At 66.7% G+C, this 19,491-nt stretch carries 13 protein-coding genes and 2 rRNA genes; 5 read left to right on the top strand and 10 right to left on the bottom strand.

Features of this window, described 5'->3' with window-relative positions; genetic code table 11:
• Positions 1 to 26 precede the first annotated feature (26 nt).
• Complete coding sequence (locus IEX88_RS24480; RefSeq protein WP_188855102.1) at positions 27 to 998, bottom strand: alpha/beta hydrolase; 972 nt, start codon at positions 996 to 998, stop codon at positions 27 to 29.
• A gap of 110 nt (positions 999 to 1,108) precedes the next feature.
• Between IEX88_RS24480 and IEX88_RS24475 the strand changes: the two genes are divergently transcribed.
• Positions 1,109 to 2,437, top strand: coding sequence for an NAD(P)/FAD-dependent oxidoreductase (locus tag IEX88_RS24475; protein WP_188855101.1), 1,329 nt, complete (start codon positions 1,109 to 1,111; stop codon positions 2,435 to 2,437).
• Between the two features lie 88 nt (positions 2,438 to 2,525).
• On the opposite strand, the gene IEX88_RS24470 is transcribed toward IEX88_RS24475, so the two are convergent.
• Together IEX88_RS24470 and IEX88_RS24465 are read right to left on the bottom strand one after the other, a co-directional pair.
• A complete protein-coding gene (locus IEX88_RS24470) occupies positions 2,526 to 3,857 on the bottom strand; it encodes a dicarboxylate/amino acid:cation symporter (protein ID WP_188855100.1) in 1,332 nt (443 codons plus the stop codon).
• Positions 3,858 to 3,950: 93 nt separating this feature from the next.
• Positions 3,951 to 4,766: a polyphosphate kinase 2 family protein gene (locus IEX88_RS24465; protein WP_188855099.1), complete on the bottom strand. Its 816-nt coding sequence runs from the start codon at positions 4,764 to 4,766 to the stop codon at positions 3,951 to 3,953.
• 491 nt (positions 4,767 to 5,257) lie between these two features.
• Here IEX88_RS24465 and IEX88_RS24460 point away from each other — a divergent pair, with 491 nt between their 5' ends.
• The 3 genes from IEX88_RS24460 to IEX88_RS24450 are packed head-to-tail and all read left to right on the top strand — an operon-like array spanning position 5,258 to position 7,166.
• Positions 5,258 to 6,184: a ring-cleaving dioxygenase gene (locus tag IEX88_RS24460; RefSeq protein ID WP_188855098.1), complete on the top strand. Its 927-nt coding sequence runs from the start codon at positions 5,258 to 5,260 to the stop codon at positions 6,182 to 6,184.
• 41 nt (positions 6,185 to 6,225) lie between these two features.
• Positions 6,226 to 6,876, top strand: a complete 651-nt coding sequence (locus tag IEX88_RS24455; protein WP_188855163.1) for an alpha/beta hydrolase — start codon at positions 6,226 to 6,228, stop codon at positions 6,874 to 6,876.
• Positions 6,873 to 7,166 carry a GNAT family N-acetyltransferase gene (locus tag IEX88_RS24450; RefSeq protein WP_188855097.1) on the top strand — a complete coding sequence of 98 codons (294 nt, stop codon included), beginning with the start codon at positions 6,873 to 6,875 and terminating at the stop codon, positions 7,164 to 7,166. The genes IEX88_RS24455 and IEX88_RS24450 overlap by 4 nt, the downstream gene beginning before the upstream one ends.
• Before the next feature lie 192 nt (positions 7,167 to 7,358).
• Here the strand turns inward: IEX88_RS24450 and IEX88_RS24445 are convergent, their stop codons facing one another.
• From IEX88_RS24445 to IEX88_RS26980, 3 genes are read right to left on the bottom strand one after another with little or no spacing between them, the layout of a single operon-like run.
• Positions 7,359 to 10,880: an error-prone DNA polymerase gene (locus IEX88_RS24445; RefSeq protein WP_188855096.1), complete on the bottom strand. Its 3,522-nt coding sequence runs from the start codon at positions 10,878 to 10,880 to the stop codon at positions 7,359 to 7,361.
• Positions 10,880 to 12,370 carry a DinB/UmuC family translesion DNA polymerase gene (locus IEX88_RS24440; protein ID WP_244640487.1) on the bottom strand — a complete coding sequence of 497 codons (1,491 nt, stop codon included), beginning with the start codon at positions 12,368 to 12,370 and terminating at the stop codon, positions 10,880 to 10,882. Before IEX88_RS24440 ends, IEX88_RS24445 begins: the two co-directional genes overlap by 1 nt.
• A 25-nt stretch (positions 12,371 to 12,395) precedes the next feature.
• Entirely contained in the window at positions 12,396 to 13,337 is a 942-nt protein-coding gene (locus tag IEX88_RS26980; RefSeq protein ID WP_244640483.1) for an ImuA family protein, read from the bottom strand.
• Between the two features lie 415 nt (positions 13,338 to 13,752).
• Between IEX88_RS26980 and IEX88_RS24435 the strand changes: the two genes are divergently transcribed.
• Positions 13,753 to 14,175 carry a metallopeptidase family protein gene (locus IEX88_RS24435; protein ID WP_188855095.1) on the top strand — a complete coding sequence of 141 codons (423 nt, stop codon included), beginning with the start codon at positions 13,753 to 13,755 and terminating at the stop codon, positions 14,173 to 14,175.
• 81 nt (positions 14,176 to 14,256) lie between these two features.
• On the opposite strand, the gene IEX88_RS24430 is transcribed toward IEX88_RS24435, so the two are convergent.
• From IEX88_RS24430 to IEX88_RS24415, 4 genes are all read right to left on the bottom strand, one after another.
• Positions 14,257 to 14,946 (bottom strand): TIGR02117 family protein, encoded by a 690-nt coding sequence (locus IEX88_RS24430; protein ID WP_188855094.1) that lies wholly within the window; start codon positions 14,944 to 14,946, stop codon positions 14,257 to 14,259.
• 18 nt (positions 14,947 to 14,964) lie between these two features.
• Positions 14,965 to 15,171: a DUF1737 domain-containing protein gene (locus tag IEX88_RS24425; RefSeq protein WP_188855093.1), complete on the bottom strand. Its 207-nt coding sequence runs from the start codon at positions 15,169 to 15,171 to the stop codon at positions 14,965 to 14,967.
• Positions 15,172 to 15,505: 334 nt separating this feature from the next.
• Positions 15,506 to 15,620, bottom strand: a 5S ribosomal RNA gene (rrf, locus tag IEX88_RS24420).
• A gap of 366 nt (positions 15,621 to 15,986) precedes the next feature.
• Positions 15,987 to 18,815 (bottom strand): 23S ribosomal RNA (locus tag IEX88_RS24415).
• Positions 18,816 to 19,491 lie beyond the last annotated feature (676 nt).

The raw sequence follows: 19,491 nt of genomic DNA, 5'->3' as shown, positions 1-19,491 counted from the left end.
CTCCCCTGTCACGGCGGCGGAAAGGCTCAGGCGAGCGAGGGCGGGTGGACGGGCGCGCCTTCCGCCATTTCGCCGAGCCAGGCCGCCAGAAGGCCCGGCCAGGCCGCGGTTTCGGTTCCGGCGCGCCCCATCCCCCAGCCATGCCCGCCCTGGGAAAAGACATGCAGCGCGGCGGGGATGCCAGTCGTTCGCAGGGCATTGAACATCATCAGGCTGTGGTCGATCGGCGCCAGCGGATCGTCGGCGGAATGCGCGAGGAAGACGGGCGGGGTCCCGGCGTCGACATGGCGCTCGACCGAAAAGGCCTCGCTCTCGCGCCGGCCGGGATTGTCCCCGAGAAGCGCGCGGCGCGCGCCCGTGCCGTCCACGGTCGGCATCATCGACAGCACGGGATAGACCAGCGCGGCGAAATCGGGCCGGGCCGACAGGGCGTCGATGGCGTCGAGCCTTGAGCCCAGATCTTCATCCGGGCGCACCGTGGTCATTCCGGCGAGATGCGCGCCGCTGGAAAAGCCGATGAGGCCGATTCGGGAAAATCCCTCGGCCGCGGCCCGCGACCGCACGATCCGCATGGCGCGCCTTGCGTCCTCGAAAGGCGCCGCCGCGGGCCAGCCATCGCCGGGGAGGCGATGGATCAGCTCGAAGGCGGTGATGCCTTGCGATTGCAGCCAGCGGCAGGCCGGCTCGCTCTCGGCCCCCGCCCCCATTCGGCCATCGCCGCCGCCGACGACGATGACCGCCGTCCCGCCGAGATCCACCACGGCTGGCCGCGTTCCCGAGGGATGCGCCGGCCGGTAGACCACGAGCCGCGGCCCCCGGACGGCCTGCGGCGCGCCCAGCCCGTCCCTCGTCTCGGCGCGAGAAAATCGCCCTGCCTCCGGCGGCCCGTCCGGCCAGAGCGGCACGATTTCCAGCGCCGCAGGGGCCCATGCCCGCGCGGGCCCGGCCAGTGCGGCGAGCGTGGCAAGGCCGAGCAGCTGGCGCCGGTCGATCAGCATCATTTCTCTCCTCCACCGACGGGGCTTCCGCCGCGTCCCGGTCTTCACCTAGGGTGGCCGGCGGCGCCGCGAAACCCGGCGCCTTCCTGCCGCAGGCTTGAGGTCTTGTCGTGTCCCCCGAAGTCGATTCCGTCGCCACCCCGAATGTCCTGCCCGGCCCCGTTGACGTCGTCGTTATCGGCGGAGGCATCGTCGGCGTCAGCACCGCGCTCTTCCTTCAGCAGAAGGGTTTTCGCGTCGCGCTGTGCGAAAAGGGCGTCATTGCCGGCGAGCAGTCGAGCCGCAACTGGGGCTGGTGCCGCGCCATGGGCCGCGACGCGCGCGAGATTCCGCTGATCCAGGAGAGCCTGCGACTCTGGAAGCGGATGGAGGGGCTCGTCGGCCACGATGTCGGCTTTCGGACCTGCGGCATCGCCTATCCCGCTGCCACTCAGGACAAACTGGACGCGCACGCGCCCTGGCTCGAGCATTCGAGGATCCATCAGCTCGGCTCGCGGATCCTGACGGCAGACGAGTTGCGGGCCCTGATGCCCGGCCCCACCGGCGATTTCGCCGGCGCCCTGTACACGCCGGGCGACGGCCGGGCGGAGCCGGCGCGCGCCGCACCCGCCATCGCCCGGGCGGTAATCGCCGGCGGCGGCACGGTGCTGACGAATTGCGCGGTGCGCGCGGTGGAGACGACGGCCGGGCGCGTCTCGGGCGTCGTGACCGAAAGCGGGACCATTGCCGCGGGTGCCGTGGTGCTGGCCGGCGGCGCCTGGTCGCGGCTGTTCTGCGGCAACATGGATCTCGACCTGCCGCAGCTGAAAGTGCTGGGCTCGGTGCTGCGCACCGCGCCGATCGAGGGCGGGCCGGAGATCTCGGCCGCCGGCAGCGATTACGGGTTCCGCAAGCGCGCCGACGGCGGCTACAGCCTCGCCCATGGCGGACTCTCGACCTTCGACATCACCCCGGATGCGTTCCGCCTGTTCTCCGCCTTCCTCCCGGCCCTGAAGAGTGAGCATAAGGGACTGAAACTCCGGCTCTCCCGACGGTTCGTCGACGAGCTCCGGCAGAAGAGGCGCTGGGCGGCGGACAGGGTCTCGCCTTTCGAGGAAACCCGGATCCTCGATCCCGAGCCCGATGCAAAACTTCTGGAGGCGGCGATGGCGGCCTTCCGCCGGCTGCATCCGGCCTTCGCCGCGGCGCGCGAGGTGCAGCGCTGGGGCGGGCTGATCGACGTGACGCCGGACGCCGTGCCGGTCATCTCGGACGTCGCCGCCCTGCCAGGCTTCTTCGTCGCCACCGGCTTTTCCGGCCACGGCTTTGGCCTCGGTCCGGGCGCGGGAAAGCTGATGGCCGAGCTGGTCGCGGGCGACACGCCCGTCGTCGATCCCACGCCCTTCCGCTTCGCGCGCTTCACCGACGGCAGCCCGATCACCCTCGACGGCGGTTTCTGATTCCCGCCGGCGACCGCGCCGGGCCCCTCATGCCGTGCCTGCCCGAGCACGCGGGGTCGGCACGGCGCGAAACGTCGATGCGCTCCGTCTATTCCGCGGCGGCGGCGGCCGCGGCGAGTTCGCGCTCACGCGGCGAGCCCAGCACCTTGTGCAGCTGCTCCTCGTCGAGCGCGCCTTCCCAGCGGGCGACGACGAGGGTCGCGACCGCATTGCCGACGAGATTGGTCAGCGCCCGGCATTCCGACATGAAGCGGTCGACGCCGAGGATCAGCGCCATGCCGGCGACCGGCACCGACGGCACGACCGAAAGCGTGGCGGCCAGCGTGATGAAGCCCGCGCCGGTAATGCCGGCCGCGCCCTTCGACGACAGCATGGCGACGAGGAGGAGGAGCACCTGCTCGCCGAGGGTCAGGTCGATGTTCGTCGCCTGGGCGATAAACAGGGCCGCCAGCGTCATGTAGATGTTGGTGCCGTCGAGGTTGAAGGAGTAGCCGGTCGGGATGACGAGGCCGACGACCGATTTCTGCGCGCCGGCATATTCCATCTTTTCCGTCAGCGTCGGCAGCGCCGCCTCCGAGGACGAGGTGCCGAGGACGAGCAGCAGCTCCTCCTTGATGTAGCGCAAGAGCGCGAAGATGGAGAAGCCGTTGTAGCGGCAGACGAGGCCGAGCACCACGACGACGAAGAGGAGAGCCGTGAGGTAGAAGGTGCCGACCAGCATGGCGAGGTTGGCGACCGAGCCGATGCCGTATTTGCCGATGGTGAAGGCCATGGCGCCGAAGGCGCCGATCGGGGCGGCCTTCATCAGGATGGCTACGAGCTTGAAGATCGGCGCCGACAGCGCCTGCAGGAAGGTCAGCACCGGCGCGCCCTTCTCGCCGACCATGGCCAGCGCGATGCCGAACAGGACCGCGAAGAACAGCACCTGCAGGATGTCGCCGGAAGCGAAGGCGCCGACGATGGTCGTCGGGATGATGTTCATCAGGAAGCCGGTGATCGTCTGCTCGTGCGCCTTCGAACTGTAGTCGGCGACGGCGGCGGCATCGAGCGAGGCCGGGTCGATGTTGAGGCCGGCGCCGGGCTGGACCAGATTGGCGACGACGAGGCCGATGACGAGGGCCAGCGTCGAGAAGGTGAGGAAGTAGATCATCGCCTTGCCGACGACGCGGCCGACCTTGCCAAGATCGCTCATCGCCGCGATGCCAGTCGCCACCGTCAGGAAGATCACCGGCGCGATGATCATCTTCACCAGGCGAATGAAGCCGTCGCCGAAGGGCTTCATGCTTTCGCCGATGGCGGGATAGAAATGCCCCAGCGCGATGCCGATCAGGATCGCGGCGACCACCTGGACGTAGAGCTGGCGATAAAGCGGCTTGCGGCCGGCGGGTGCGGCGCCCGCGGGGAGGGTCTGGATGTCCATGTCTGTCCTCGATGAATTCGCTCGGGCCGGTCATGGCCGGCCCGAAACCGTTTTCATCAGTTAGACTTAACATGCGGCGGCGGCAACCGCCTCTCAGTCCTCGTCGCCTTTCGGTCCCTCCGCCTCCACCAGCTGTCGCGCCTCCTCGGCGACCTCGGGGCTGAGCGGGCGAGGCGTCAGGTCGATGCCCCGGGACAGGCGGTCGACGATCGTCTGCAGCGCCGTCACGCGGCCAAAGGTCTTGTGGTTGGCCGGGATGACGTCCCAAACGGCATGGTCGGTCGAGGTTTTCGCGAACATGTCGTCGGCCGCTTCGACATAGCCGCTCCATTTGCCGCGGTTGCGGAAATCCTCGACGCTGAGTTTCCAGCGCTTCAGCGGATCGTCCATCCGGCTGAGAAAGCGCTTCAGCTGCTCCTCGGCGGTGATGGCGAGAAAGACCTTGACGATGCGGGTGCCGTTGTCGCTGAGCGTCTTCTCGAATTCGCAGATCTCGCGATAGGCGCGTTTCCATTCGGCCTGGCTGGCAAAACCCTCGACGCGCTCGACGAGAACGCGCCCGTACCAGGATCGGTCGAAGACGGCGATCTCGCCCTTGGCCGGCAGGCGCGCCCAGAAACGGGAGAGATAGTGACGCGAAAGATCGTCCGGCGTCGGCGCGGCGATCGGCCAGACCTTGAAGCCGCGCGGGTCGAGGACATTGGCCATGCGGCGGATCGCCCCGCCCTTGCCGGCGGCGTCCCAGCCCTCGAAGACGACGATGGCACTGTGGTCGGAGTGGAGATAGGCCTGCTGGATCTTCACCAGCGTCTGCTGCAACTCGGCCAGCCGGTCCTCGTAGGTGCCGCCCTTCAGACGGCTGCCCATGTCGAGCCCGGCAATGGTGGGCGCGGTCGGTTTCTTTGACATCGGCGAAAAGTCTCCCTGCACGGCCGTGCGATCTTTATCGGCAATCGCCAAAGGCGCAAGCCGTGCGGCATGCCGGCGCGCTGCGCCTCGGGTGAGGCGCCATTCAGAGACGGTTCGGAGGGAGAACGTCAAGACGGCCGCCGGGTTGGGCGGTCGAAACCGCGGGGAGCGAATCGGCGGCGACGAGGCCTCCGGGTGGGCGAGGGAGGTAGGTCAGGCGAGGGTCGGCGTGAGCGCCCCTTCATCCCGTCGCAGAAGGAGCGATTGTTCACCCATCCGTAGACGGAAACGGAGGAAGGCCGCGAAGTTGAAGGGCCCGATGGAGCTTTTTCAGGTCTTCTGCATTCTGGGAACGCCGCGCCGATCGTTTTCGGCCGGCGACATCGCCTCATTGTCTACGCGCCGTTGACAGTCAGGCGGCATTCCCTCGTCTTTGAGCGGACGGCGTTCGATGCCAAATGGGGGTCACGTTCCATCAGCGGAGATCTTCCATGCTCGACCAGATCAAGGGCCTTCATCACGTCACGTCGATGGCCGCCAATGCCCGCGACAACAACGCCTTCTTCACCGAGACGCTCGGCCTGCGCCGGGTGAAGAAGACCGTCAACTTCGATGCCCCCGACGTCTACCATCTCTATTACGGCGACGAGGTCGGCACGCCCGGCTCGGTAATGACCTATTTTCCCTTCCCGCACATCGTGAAGGGCAGGCCCGGCGCGGGCGAAGTCGGCGCCACCGCCTTCTCCGTCCCCAAAGGCAGCCTCGGCCGCTGGGAGACGCGCCTTGGCGACGCCGGCGTTTCCGGCCTGTCCCGGGACGCGGCCTTCGGCGCGGAACGCCTGCATTTTGACGGCCCCGACGGCGACGGATTTGCCCTGATCGAGACCGAAGACGACACCCGGACGCCCTTCCTCGGTGCCGGCGTCGACGCGGATGCGGCCATCCGCGGCTTCCACTCCGTGCAGCTGCGGCTGCGCGACGGCGGCGCGACGACCGAACTCCTGACCTTCATGGGCTACGAGACCGTCGAGCGGGCCGGCGCGGTGACGCGGATGCGGGTGAAGGGCGGCGGCATCGCCGACATCATCGACATCGAGACGCTGCCCAGCGCGCCCGCAGCAAGGCAGGGTGCCGGCTCGGTCCACCATGTCGCCTTCGCGGTTGAAAACCGCGAGACGCAACTTGCCGTGCGCCAGGCGCTGCTCGACACCGGCCATCAGGTGACGCCGGTGATCGACCGTGACTATTTCTGGGCGATCTACTTCCGCACCCCCGGCGGCGTGCTGTTCGAGATCGCCACGAACGAGCCCGGCTTCGAACGCGACGAGGACCGCAGCAGTCTCGGACAAGGATTGATGCTGCCGACGCGCTACGAGCCTTCCCGTGCCGCGATTGCCGCCCATCTTCCTCCGCTGTGAAGTCTGTCGATTTTCAACCTGCGACGAGGTATACTGTGCCAATGTCATCGGAGACTTATCATTACGCGCAGCATACCGCCGCGCCCGGGGCGCCGCTGCTGTTCGTCTTTCATGGGACGGGCGGCGACGAGCGGCAGTTCTTTGCGCTCGGGCGCCAGATGCTGCCTTTCGCCCATCTCGTTTCGCCGCGCGGCGACGTCGCCGAGATGGGCGCGGCGCGCTTCTTCCGGCGCCAGGCCGAGGGGCAGTACGACAGGGCCGATCTCTCCCGGGCGACGGCCAAGATGGCGGCCTTCGTCGCGGCCAAAATCGCCGAGCTCCGGCCGAGCCGCGTCGTCGGCCTCGGCTATTCCAACGGTGCCAACATTCTGTCCACCCTCTTGTTCGACAAGCCCGCTCTGTTCGACGCGGCGGTGCTGATGCACCCGCTGATTCCCTTCGATCCCGTGGCGGGCGCCGGGATGGACGGGACGCGAATCCTGATCACGGCGGGACGCCGCGATCCGATCTGCCCGCCCGCCTTGACCGAGCGGCTGGCCGACTTCCTCGGTGCTGAGGGCGCGGGGGTCGAGACGGTCTGGCATCCCGGCGGACATGAGATCCGCGACACAGAGCTCGACGCCGCTTCGGCCTTCCTCGCCGGTGCCGCCGGCAGCGCCGCCGGGACGGAAGCGACGGGAGAAAAAGCGTGAACGCGTCGGAGATCACCCTGGAGGATGGGCCGAGCAAGGGCGTCTACCGCCTGCGGGGACCGGACGGCGCGGCCGCCGAGCTGAGTTTTTCCAAGGCTGGCACGACCATGATCATCATCGACCACACCGACGTGCCCGACGCTTTTCGCGGCCAGGGCGCGGGCCTGCTCCTGGTGGAACGGGCCATCGCCGACGCTCGGGCGAGCGGCAAGAAGATCATCCCGCTCTGCCCCTTCGCCAATGCCCAGTTCCGCAAGCATCCCGAATGGGCCGACGTGCTGAAGCAGTAAGGCGCCGCGCAAGGGCTGCTGCCCACCTGGCTCCCTCCAGCAGGTGACGGGCTTGGAGAGGGCGTCCTGGTCTGCCTGATGGGCGGCTTGGACACTTTTCGATCGATCCGGCCGGCATCTGCCGCCCGCACGGTGCTTTCATCTCTGCCGGTTCGCGGGGAGCCGCTGCGGCAGCGCTTGGCCCGGACGCCATCACTGGAAATTGCGCCCTTTCGGCAGGACCGCGCGCAGCGCAGGCCCCGGCACGGCGACACCCGGGACGGTGCGGTCGACGCGCGAGGGCGCGCCCCGCGCCGCCTCGATCGGCCGGCGCACCTCGTCGGCGCGCGCCAGCAGGCTGCCGAGCGACGAGGCGACGCCGCCCCGCCGTCCGCGCCGCCCTGACGGGAGCGGGCTCTTGACGTGGTCGGCCGGCGCCACGTGCCCCTCCCCCGGCAGGCCGCCCGCCGCCACCGCGGCCAGGAGCGGGGTGAGATCCTCGACGCGGTCGGCGACGACGTGGATGACGCCGCGATCCGACTGCATCCGCCCGGTCACCTCGACGAAGCGGGCACCGAGCACCACCGGCCGGAACGCCTCGAACAGCTTTGGCCAGACGATGATGTTGGCGGTGCCGGTCTCGTCCTCGATGGTCATGAAGATCACCCCCTTGGCCGAGCCCGGCCGCTGCCGCACCAGAACGAGGCCGGAAACCGTGACGCGCCGACCCGACGGCAGGCTTTCCAGCGTCTCGTTGGTCAGCACCTTGCGCGCCTTCAGCGTGGCGCGGACGAAAGCGACGGGATGCGCCTTCAGCGACAGCGACAGAAAACGGTAGTCGTTGATCACCTCCTCGCCGAGCGGCATTGGCGGCAGATGCGCGTCCGGCTCCTTCTGCAGGTCCGTGGCATCGGCCTGCTCGAACAGAGGCAGGCGCTCGGCCGCGCCGCTGGGATCCAGCGCCTCGGCCGCCCAGAGCGCGTCGCGCCGGGAGAGGCCGAGCGAGGAAAAGCAGTCGCCATCGGCGAGCCGCTCGATCGCCGCCCGCTTCAGCCCCGAGCGCAGCCAGAGATCTCTCACGGAATCGTACGGCCCCGACCGCGACCGCGTCGCCACCAATTGATCCATCTCCGCCTTCGACAGGCCCTTGATCTGCCGAAAACCGAGCCGGACGGCGTGGGTCGAGCGGATGTCCTTCTCCATCTCGCGGTGGCGCCGCGCCAGAGCGCGCGGGTCGAAGGCCGAGGGTTCGAGGCTGCAATCCCAGGTGGAATGGTTAACGTCGGCCGGGTGGACGGCGACGCCGTGGTCGCGCAGGTCCCGGACGATCTGCGACGGCGCATAGAACCCCATCGGCTGGGCGTTGAGGAGCGCCGCGGCAAAAACGTCGGGGTAATGGCACTTCATGTAGCAGGAGGCGTAGACGAGAAGCGCGAAGGAGGCGGCGTGGCTCTCGGGAAAGCCATAGCCGCCGAACCCCTCGATCTGCTTGAAGCAGCGCTCAGCGAAATCCCTGGAATAGCCGTTGCCGACCATGCCCTCGATCATCTTGTCGCGGAAGGTGTGGATCTTGCCGGTGCGCTTGAAGGTCGCCATGGCGCGGCGCAGCTGGTCGGCCTCGCCCGGGGTGAAACTCGCCGCGACGATCGCCATCTGCATCGCCTGTTCCTGGAACAGCGGCACGCCGAGCGTGCGGTGCAGGACGGCCCGCAGCGCCTCGTTCTCGTAGACGGGCTCTTCGAGCCCCATCCGGCGCTTGAGATAGGGGTGCACCATGTCGCCCTGGATCGGCCCGGGCCGGACGATCGCCACCTGGATGACGAAGTCGTAGAACTCCCGCGGCTGCAGCTTCGGCAGCATCGACATCTGCGCCCGCGATTCGATCTGGAAAACGCCGAGCGTGTCGGCCCGCCGCGTCATCGCATAGGTCGGACCGTCCTGGGCATGCTTCGACAGGTAGGCGAGCGTCAGCCGACCGCCATGGTGCGCGGGATAGTGCTCGGAGAGGAGATCGAAGCCGCGCCGAAGGCAGGACAGCATGCCGAGCGCCAGGATATCGATCTTCAAAATCTTCAGCTCGTCGAGATCGTCCTTGTCCCATTCGACGATGGTGCGCCCGTCCATGCCGCTGTTGAGGATCGGCACGACCTCGTCGATGCGCCCGCGGGTGATGACGAAGCCGCCGACATGCTGCGAGAGGTGGCGGGGAAAGCCCATCAACTCGTTGGCGAAGGCGAGCACGTTCTCCGTCACCGGATCGGCGACCGACAGCCCCGCCTCCGCCGCCTCGCGCTCGCCGACATCCCCAGCATGATGGCCCCAGACCGAGCCGGACAGGGCCGAGACCGCGTCGTCCGACAGGCCGAAAGCCTTGCCGACCTCGCGCGCCGCCGAGCGGCCGCGATAGGTGATGACGGTGGCGGCAATCGCCGCATTGTCGCGGCCATAGGCCTCGTAGATGTGCTGGATCACCTCCTCGCGCCGCTCGTGCTCGAAGTCGACGTCGATGTCCGGCGGCTCGTCGCGGTCCGGCGAGATGAAGCGCTCGAACAACAGCCCGGTGATCTCCGGATCGACCTCGGTAATCCCCAAGCAATAGCAGACGGTGGAATTGGCGGCCGAGCCCCGCCCCTGGCAGAGGATCTGCTGCGAGCGGGCGAAGCGGACGATGTTGTAGACGGTGAGGAAATAGGGCTCGTATTTCATCACCGCGATGATTTTCAGCTCGTGCTCGATCTGCCCGACGGTCTTCTCCGACACGCCGCCGGGATAGCGCCAGGCGGCCCCCTCATAGGCGAGGCGCCGCAGCACCTCGGCGGGCGTGCCGTCGAGCCCCAGCGCCTCGTCGGGATATTCGTATTGCAGCGAGGCGAGATCGAAGCCGAGCGCTTGGAAGAATCGCCCGCTCTCGGAAAGCGCGCCGGGATGGTCGCGGAACAGCGCCGCCATCTCGGCCTCGGTCTTCAGGTGCCGCTCGGCATTCTTCGACAGGATCAGGCCCGCCTCGGGGATGGCCACATGATGACGGATGGCGGTGAGAACGTCCTGCATCCGGCGGCGGTCGGGCACGTGGTAGAAGACGTCGTTGGTCGCCATCAGCGGAAGCCGCGCCTCAGAAGCGAGCCGTGCGGCACGGGCAAGCCGCCGGGCGTCGGCGCCGTCATGGCGTGGCGCCGCCGCCAGATGCACGGCGCCGGCAAAGTTTTCCCGCAAGGCGAGGAGACAGGCCTTCGCCCCGTCGATCGCCGCCTGCGCGGCTTCGTCGTCGCTGGCGCCGAGCCCGTCCGGGGCGAGCAGCGCCAGATGCAGCCCCTCGCCACCGTCGAGGAGATCGCCGAGATGGAGCACGCAGTCGCCCTTCACCGTGCGCCGATTGCCGAGGCTGAGCAGCCGGCACAGTTTTCCCCAACCGGCCCGGTCGCGCGGATAGGCAAAAATGTCGGGCGTTTCGTCCTTGAAGACGAGGCGGGCACCGGGCGCGAAGGCAAAGCCGATCTCGCGGGCCGCCTGGTGCGCCCGCACCACGCCGGCGACGGTGTTGCGGTCGGCGAGCCCGAGGCCGGCGAGCCCGAGCGCGCGGGCGGCAATGACGAGTTCGTCCGGCTGCGAGGCGCCGCGCAGGAAGGAAAAGCTGCTCGCCGTGCCGATCTCGGCAAAGCCGCCGGCAGCGCCCGGCCGAAAGGGGCGGCGAAAGGACGGCGGGCGCGAGGCCGGGGGCGGAAGGGCGGCCGTCATCAGGCAAAGATCCCGTGCATGAACCAGCGCGCCACCGCGTCGCCATGGCCGCTGTCGCCGGGCGTCGCTGCCTGTTCCTTGCGAAACAGCCAGAAGCGCCGCCCGTCGGCATCCTCGATGCGGAAATAGTCGCGGGCGCGCTCGGCCTGCCCGAGCCACCATTCCGGCGCGATCCGCTCGGGCCCCTCGACGCGGCGCACGACATGCAGCGCCCGGCGCCAGCGGAAATGAAGCGGCGCCCCGTCCGGCACCGCGAAGGTTGCCTCGACCGGTTCGGGCGACGCCAGCAGCCGCACCGGCCGCGGCGCCGGCGCCGCGGCCAAGGCGGCATCCGGCAGCGCCCGGGCGCAGGCAGCCACGGCCGTGAGCCGGCTGCCGCCCTGCGGCCCCGACACGGCCGGGCGGATGCGCATCGCCCGTTCCGGCCAGTGGCTGGCGCGCGCCTCGATCTGCAGCACCTGCGCCTCGCCGAGGCGGGCGCCGAGCCGGTCGATCAGACCGGCAAGATCGCCTTCCGCCCCGCGTTCGCCGGAAAGATCCTCCTGGCGCTCGGCCAAACTCTCCGACTCCAGCACCGCCAGGCGGACGAGATCGAAGCCGAAACCGGCATCGATGTCCTCGCCAAATCCCTTCAGCCGCTCGCGGAAGAGCGCCCCGATGCGGTCGGGCGTGCGCAGCGGCAAGGAGGCCGCGACGCGCACCCGCTCGACCTTGCCGTCGACGCGGAACAGCGACAGCTCCAGCCGCCGCGCCCCCTCGCCGCGACGCTCCAGCGCCTGGCAGAGACGCTGGGCGAGAAAACCGGTGATGCGCTGGACGTCCTCCACCTGGTTGATCGGCGCGGCAAAGCGCCGTTCCGCCATCAGCGCGGGAACGGGGCGGCGCGGGCTGATCGGCCGGTCGGCGAGGCCGAGCGATTCGTCGAGACGGGTGAGGAGGGCGGCGCCGAAGCGCCGCGCCAGGCTCTGCCGCGGCAGCGCGGCCAGCGCCCCGACGGTCTTCAGCCCGAGCCGCTCGAGCTTGGCCGTCTCCTCCGCCCCGAGCCGAAGCGCGCCGATCGCCAGCGGCGTCACGGCGGCGCGCTCCTCCCCCCTGGCGACGGCCATCCCCGAGGATGACGCGACGACCGCCAGCGCCGTGCCGGCATGCCCGGCAATCGCGGCGCGGGCGAAGAATCCCTGGTGGAAGAGCCGGGCGAGAAGATCGTCCATCAGCGCCTTCTCGCCGCCGAAGAGATGGCCGCAGCCGGAAATGTCGAGGATCAGCCCGTGCGGCGGATCGAGCGCGACGAGCGGGGTATAGCGGTCGCACCAGTCGGCAAGCGCCGCGAGAAGAACGGCGTCCGCCCCCCTGTCGGCCGCGACGACGTCGAGACCGGGAAAACGGGCGCGGGCATCGGCCAGGCCGAGCCCCGGCGACAGGCCGAGGGCCGATGCCTTCTCGCAGAGCGCGGCGATGCGGTCGGCCTGGGCGAGCCGCTCGTAGAGCACCAGGGGTGCCGCCGGCTCGGCCGCGTCACGAGGCGCGGCGGAGCGCCAGGACCGCCCCAGACGGTCGCGCCGGATCCGGTCCGTCGACAGGAGCGGCAGCTGGACGGCGAGCAGGCGGCTCGGCGAAGGCTTGGAAGCGGCGGTCATGGGGATTCCATTGCAGGAGAAAATGATGGGAACGGCCGTCGCGCGCCTTTTCGACGGTGACGGCGAAGACGGGGTGGCCGATCAGCCGCGAGGCCGGCTCGCCGCGGCCCGGCGACAGATCCGGCACGAAGGAGGCCGGCGCGGGGGCGATGCGCAGCCGCAGCGGCGCGGCCGTCGCCTCGGGCCGTCCGCTCTGGCGCAGGAGCAACAACGGGCGGCCGGCGCGGCCGGCGCGCAGATGCAGCCGGCGCGTGCCCTCGAGCCCCAGAAGCTTTGGATTGCCCCGCGCTTCCAGGATGGTGAGGGCGGGCGCCGGCGAGCGCGCCGCCTCCTCGCCGGCCCAGATCGCCTGCTCCAGCCGCGGCGCACGCACCAGGACGAGACCTGAGGGATCGAGGCCGTAGGCGGCCAGGCCCGGCCCGTAGGGCATGCCGCCCTCGGCAAAGCCGTGGGCGCCGCCGATCCAGATCGCCGGGCGGTCCGGGCCGGCGCCGAACAGAACGGCGAGCGCCAGGGCAAAGCCCGCGCCGCTGCCGCTGCCGCGGGTCTCGTCGACATGGATTTCGGTGAGGCCGCTCAAGGGAAAGCCGCCGCCAAGTGCCGCATCCGCCTCGGCGATGCCGAAAGGCCGGCACGCTTCCCCGCTTGGCACCGTTGCCCGGGCAGGCCCGCCGCTCGCCCGCGGGACCTCGGGCGGGGCCGCCAGCCGACCGACGGCGCGGCCCTCGATCCGGGCGATGCGTGCGGCGAGGTCGGCCACGGTCTCGCGCCGTCCGGTTTCGGCGGCCGGGCGGTCGGGACAACGCGCGGTTTTTAACATGGCGATCTCCCTCGGCGCGCCGGGCGGCCGTTCCATCCCCTCTCCCGGAGGGGTCTTGTTCCCTGTATGTTCCTATGGATTCCAGAGGGCCGGAGGAGAGTCAAGAAGAGTCTTTTTCGGAATATTTTCCTTTTATCAGGGAACTTGGCGGGTACATCCGGGCATTCCCTCGGGGAATGGGCCATAGATTCCTAGGCTACGCCGAGGCCAGGCGTCAGCGAGGGACCCGCGCATCCCGCCCGCCGCCGCCGGCAACGGCAGGGGATATCCGATCGAGGCCAGCGATTTCTACGGCCGGCGGCGCCTTTGGCTACGATATTGCGGAAGGGCGGCGCGAATCGGCCCGATCATGCCGGGCTTCGCACCGGCGCCGGCCCGCCCTATCTTGTCGGGAACGGCAGAGAGAAGGAACGACATGGCCATACTCGACCAGAGCGGCGACTGGGGCCGGCGGCTGGCGCCGAGCCTGGAGGAGATCGAAGCGCTGGCGCTGGAGGCCTATGCCGGCCTGCCCGCGGAATTCCGAGCGCTCTCCGGCGACGTCCAGTTCCTCGTCGCCGAGTTTCCCGAGGATTCCGTCATCGAGGAAATGGGACTGGAAAGCGCCTTCGACATTCTCGGCCTGTTCGAGGGCCGCCCCGTCGGCGATCCCGGCCTCGCCGTCACCGGCGAGATGGGCAACCGCATCCTTCTCTACCGCCGGCCCCTTCTCGACTATTGGTGCGAGCACGAGGAAGCGCTCGGCACGCTCGTGGCGCATGTGATGATCCACGAGATCGGCCATCATTTCGGCCTGTCCGACGAGGACATGGAAGAGCTCGAGGCGCAGGCCGACTGAGGCTTTCACCATCGCCCGATGGTTTTCGATCATCCTCGCCGTCGTGCCCGACATCGCCATCCCCACGGCCACACCGTCCGGTCAGCGCCGATGCCAGTCGAGCGACCACAGCAGCGTCGCCGGCAAGGGTGTCCAGAGGCCGGTGGGGATCCCGGCCGCGCGCAGGGCCGCCGCCGTCCAGGCATTGCAGCCGGCGAGCGCGGTGAAGCGTCCCTCTGCCTCATAGAAGCGGTCGAAGCTTCCATAGCCCGGCGCGTCCACCGGCACGGGGGCGCCCGCGGCATCGCGGGAAAACGCCGCGAGGACGAAAGCGGTGAGGGCGGCGAGGCCGGCATCGTCGAGATCGATCGCAGTAACGCCCGGTGCCGAGGCGTCGATCACCGGGGAAAGGCCGACATGCAGCACCGCGGCGTCGCCGGCGAAGGCGCGAAGCACCGTGCCGAGGCGCAGGTCGGTCCATTCGGGCGTCGCGAGATAGAAGTCGCGCCCGCCGCGACCGACGACGATGGCCGCGACGTCCTCCCGGCCCACCGGCAGCCCGGCATCGCCCAGGAATCCGAAAGCCGCGCGCAGCTCCGCCACCGCCGGCAAGGCGATGTCCGTGTGGATGGCGTTGGAGAGGATCAGCACGCGGTGGCGGGCGCCGGAGGACGCCAAGGGATCCCGGCGCACGGCGTCGGGGGCGTGGGGCAGGACGACGCCGAGAACCAGGGCCAGCACCGGCACCATCAGGACCGCGGCAAGCCCGTAACGTCCGCCGCGTCCGCGCATCAGCTCTTCCCCCTTCCGCTACTGTTCGCCGAGTTTCATCTCCGGGGAGTAGTTTTGTCCGTAGAGTTCTTTGACGACGGCTTGGGCGCAACGCATTTGGTTGGCGTTGGCATCGTAGGCGTAGGCAGGATTGCCGTGGAGTTCCCATCCCTTGTCGAGGGCTGCGGAGACCTTGTGGCAGAAGCTGGCGTCGTCTGGACCTGTGAGCAGTCGGTAGAGTTTCATGGGGGTCCTTGCGGGTTCTCGGAGGGTTTTGGCGGGTGCCGGCGCTGATCCCGGCGCGAGCTGCGGGGCCGTCTTGGGGGAACTGGCTGTGGGCGGGCCGGGCGGCGGGGCGATGGGGCGGCGTCCGGGCTCTGGGCGCCGAGCGCCGGTGGCAGCGGGCCGTCGGCGGCAGGCCGGGCAGCGGGACAAGGCCGTCGAAGCGTGGGCAAGGCCGAGGCCGTTCGGCCGACAGGAGTGGCGCGCTGAACGCAAACAGCCCCGTCGCTTTCGCGACGGGGCTGTTTGGATGGATGTTGCTGATGAGGCTTGGAGAGATTTGACTTGCCATTGGCAGACCTGGCGGCGACCGACTTTCCCGCGTCTTAAGACGAAGTATCATAGGCGCTGGAGCGTTTCACGGCCGAGTTCGGAATGGGATCGGGTGCAGCCGCTCCGCTAGAACCACCAGGTCAGCGAATGGCAAGATGAAGCTGGTATTTTTTCAGGGGCGCTCACGCCAGTCGGGTAAAGACCCGACTGTCTCCGCTGGGGCGGGCCACAAGGCCCGACGCCCGGTCGGGCTACGGGGCGCCAAGCTGGTTGGTCGTTCCGTAGCTGAGAGTTCTGGCAGCCCCTGCAGGGAGGCCGTTTGGCTTGGAATGAGAACCGTCTCTTTTCAGCGGCAACAGGCTGGGTGCCCGTAGACCGACAGGTCGTCGGATTGCTTCGCAATCCGCGCCAGCGCAGACGGCCATTCCGTGAATGGCCGGCGTGAGCGCCTCGAGACAAACCAATGTTCACCCTCGCTAAAGCGAGGTGAACATTGGCGAATGGGAATGATCAAGCCGATCGGGCGATTAGTACCGGTAAGCTTCAAGCGTTGCCGCTCGTCCACACCCGGCCTATCAACGTGGTGGTCTACCACGGCCCTGATAGGGAGCACTCGTTTTGAGGTTAGTTTCCCGCTTAGATGCCTTCAGCGGTTATCTAGTCCGTACATAGCTACCCTGCACTGCGGCTGGCGCCACAACAGGTCCACCAGAGGTACGTCCATCCCGGTCCTCTCGTACTAGGGACAGATCCTCTCAATACTCCTACACCCACGGCAGATAGGGACCGAACTGTCTCACGACGTTCTGAACCCAACTCACGTACCGCTTTAAATGGCGAACAGCCATACCCTTGGGACCTGCTCCAGCCCCAGGATGCGATGAGTCGACATCGAGGTGCCAAACAACCCCGTCGATATGGACTCTTGGGGGTCATCAGCCTGTTATCCCCGGCGTACCTTTTATCCGTTGAGCGATGGCCCTTCCACGCGGGACCACCGGATCACTATGACCGACTTTCGTCTCTGCTCGACATGTACGTCTCGCAGTCAGGCGGGCTTATGCCATTGCACTCGACGACCGATTTCCGACCGGTCTGAGCCCACCATCGCGCGCCTCCGTTACTCTTTGGGAGGCGACCGCCCCAGTCAAACTACCCACCATACACTGTCCCGGATCCGGATAACGGACCGCGGTTAGACATCCATGACGATAAGGGTGGTATTTCAAGGATGGCTCCACACGAGCTGGCGCCCATGCTTCAAAGCCTACCACCTATCCTACACATGCCGACACGAATGCCAGTGTAAAGCTATAGTAAAGGTGCACGGGGTCTTTCCGTCTGACCGCAGGAACCCCGCATCTTCACGGGGAATTCAATTTCACTGAGTCTATGCTGGAGACAGCGGGGAAGTCGTTACGCCATTCGTGCAGGTCGGAACTTACCCGACAAGGAATTTCGCTACCTTAGGACCGTTATAGTTACGGCCGCCGTTTACTGGGGCTTCATTTCAGAGCTTGCACCCCTCCACTTAACCTTCCAGCACCGGGCAGGCGTCAGACCCTATACGTCGTCTTGCGACTTCGCAGAGCCCTGTGTTTTTGGTAAACAGTCGCTACCCCCTGGTCTGTGCCACCTCATCGAACTTGCGTTCGAAAAGGTCACGCTTCTTCCGAAGTTACGCGTGCAATTTGCCGAGTTCCTTCAGCATAGTTCTCTCAAGCGCCTTGGTATACTCTACCAGTCCACCTGTGTCGGTTTAGGGTACGGTCTATACGGTGGGGCTATTTCCTGGAACCTCTTCACCGCCCGATCAATCCAATAAGACCGAACGATACACGAGATCCGTCACTCTCCACCAGGCCCACGATTATTAACGTGGTTCCCATCGACTACGCCTTTCGGCCTCGCCTTAGGGGCCGGCTAACCCTGCTCAGATTAACTTTAAGCAGGAACCCTTGGACTTTCGGCGAGGGTGTCTCTCACACCCTTTATCGTTACTCATGTCAGCATTCTCACTTCCCATACCTCCAGCAGCCCTCACGGGTCCGCCTTCACAGGCCTAGGGAACGCTCCGCTACCACTTTGCAAACCCGTAGGTTTGGCAAAATCCACAGCTTCGGTGCATGGCTTTAGCCCCGTTACATTTTCGGCGCAAAGACCCTTATTTAGACCAGTGAGCTGTTACGCTTTCTTTAAATGATGGCTGCTTCTAAGCCAACATCCTGGTTGTTTTGGGATCTTCACATCCTTTCCCACTTAGCCATGACTTGGGGACCTTAGATGGTGGTCAGGGTTGTTTCCCTCTCCACGACGGACGTTAGCACCCGCCGTGTGTCTGCCGACTAGTACTCCCCGGTATTCGGAGTTTGATTGGATTTGGTAGGACGGTGAGTCCCCCTAGTCCATTCAGTGCTCTACCCCCGAGGGTATTCGGTCGACGCTCTACCTAAATAGATTTCGCGGAGAACCAGCTATTTCCGAGTTTGATTGGCCTTTCACCCCTAGCCACAAGTCATCCCGATCTATTGCAACAGATATGGGTTCGGTCCTCCAGTGCATGTTACTGCACCTTCAACCTGCTCATGGCTAGATCACTCGGTTTCGGGTCTAATCCGACGAACTGAACGCCCTGTTCAGACTCGCTTTCGCTACGCCTCCACCTATCGGCTTAAGCTCGCTCGCCAGACTAAGTCGCTGACCCATTATACAAAAGGTACGCCGTCACCCATGATGGCTCCGACTGTTTGTAGGCATCCGGTTTCAGGTTCTATTTCACTCCCCTTGTCGGGGTGCTTTTCACCTTTCCCTCACGGTACTGGTTCGCTATCGGTCATGCACGAGTACTTAGGCTTAGAGGGTGGTCCCCCTAATTTCAGACAGGATTTCACGTGTCCCGCCCTACTCGAGGACACTAAAGAGCATTATGCCTACGGGGCTGTCACCCACTCTTGCCACGCTTTCCAACGTGTTCGGCTTCTCTCAGATAGTGCCACTGGCCTGGTCCGCGTTCGCTCGCCGCTACTGACGGAGTCTCGGTTGATGTCCTTTCCTTCGGGTACTTAGATGTTTCAGTTCCCCGAGTTCGCTTCTTATCCCTATTTTATTCGAAGATAAGATACCTCGCTATGATCCCTAGAAACCGCAATGCCACCACGCAGCCTAAGCCACGCAGTGCCATTCCGATTTTCTAGGAATCGGAGGTGGGTTGCCCCATTCGGAAATCCACGGATCAAAGCTTATTCGCAGCTCCCCATGGCTTATCGCAGCGTATCACGTCCTTCATCGCCTGTGCATGCCAAGGCATCCACCAGATGCCCTTATATCACTTGATCATTCCCATCGCCAATGTTCACCTTTTGCGAAGACCGTTCACGCCGACCATCAGTGTGATGGTCGTCTGCACGGGGCGCGGATTGCAGAGCAATCCGACGGCCGGTCGGCCTACGCATTCCCCATCCTGAGATGGGGTTTGCTTCGGCGTTCTGGTCGCCTGCCTTCGTGGCGTGGCGGGCCTCTCAAAGAGAGAGGTGTTCATGGGATGTAGTCTCATTCCACGACGAAGCGTTAGCTTCGTCGTTCGAGCACCGCAAACGCGAGGGATGTGCAATCCTGGTCGCGTCCTGCAGCGGTACTCTCGTGCCAATCCCTTCTGGAGAAAGGATTGGCGAAAGACCAGCTTCTTGAGACGGAGCCCGATGCCACGCGGTCAGGCATGGCAATCGAAACAGGGGAACCCATTCCAACAAGTTCATCGCCGCATCCTTTCGAATGCGCCGCCAAACCCAAGGGGTGAGGGCTATCCCTGCGGATCATGACGTCTATCCAATCGGTGATGAACCGCTTGGCGCCATGACCCAGACAGAACCCTTCAAAACACCCCTTTCGGAGTGCCCCAAAGGGCCCTTCAGGACCCGTCTTCTCTTCACAATGTCAACAGAACAGGCCAACCGAACCCCGATGGGTCCGGCGGCAAACTTTTACCTTCTTCATGTTTGGATGACTGCGCGC

The sequence above is a fragment of the Aureimonas glaciei genome (assembly GCF_014643375.1).
Lineage (GTDB): Bacteria > Pseudomonadota > Alphaproteobacteria > Rhizobiales > Rhizobiaceae > Plantimonas > Plantimonas glaciei.
The sequence above is the reverse complement of the archived record's forward strand: the minus strand, read 5'-3'. Positions and strand labels throughout refer to the sequence as shown.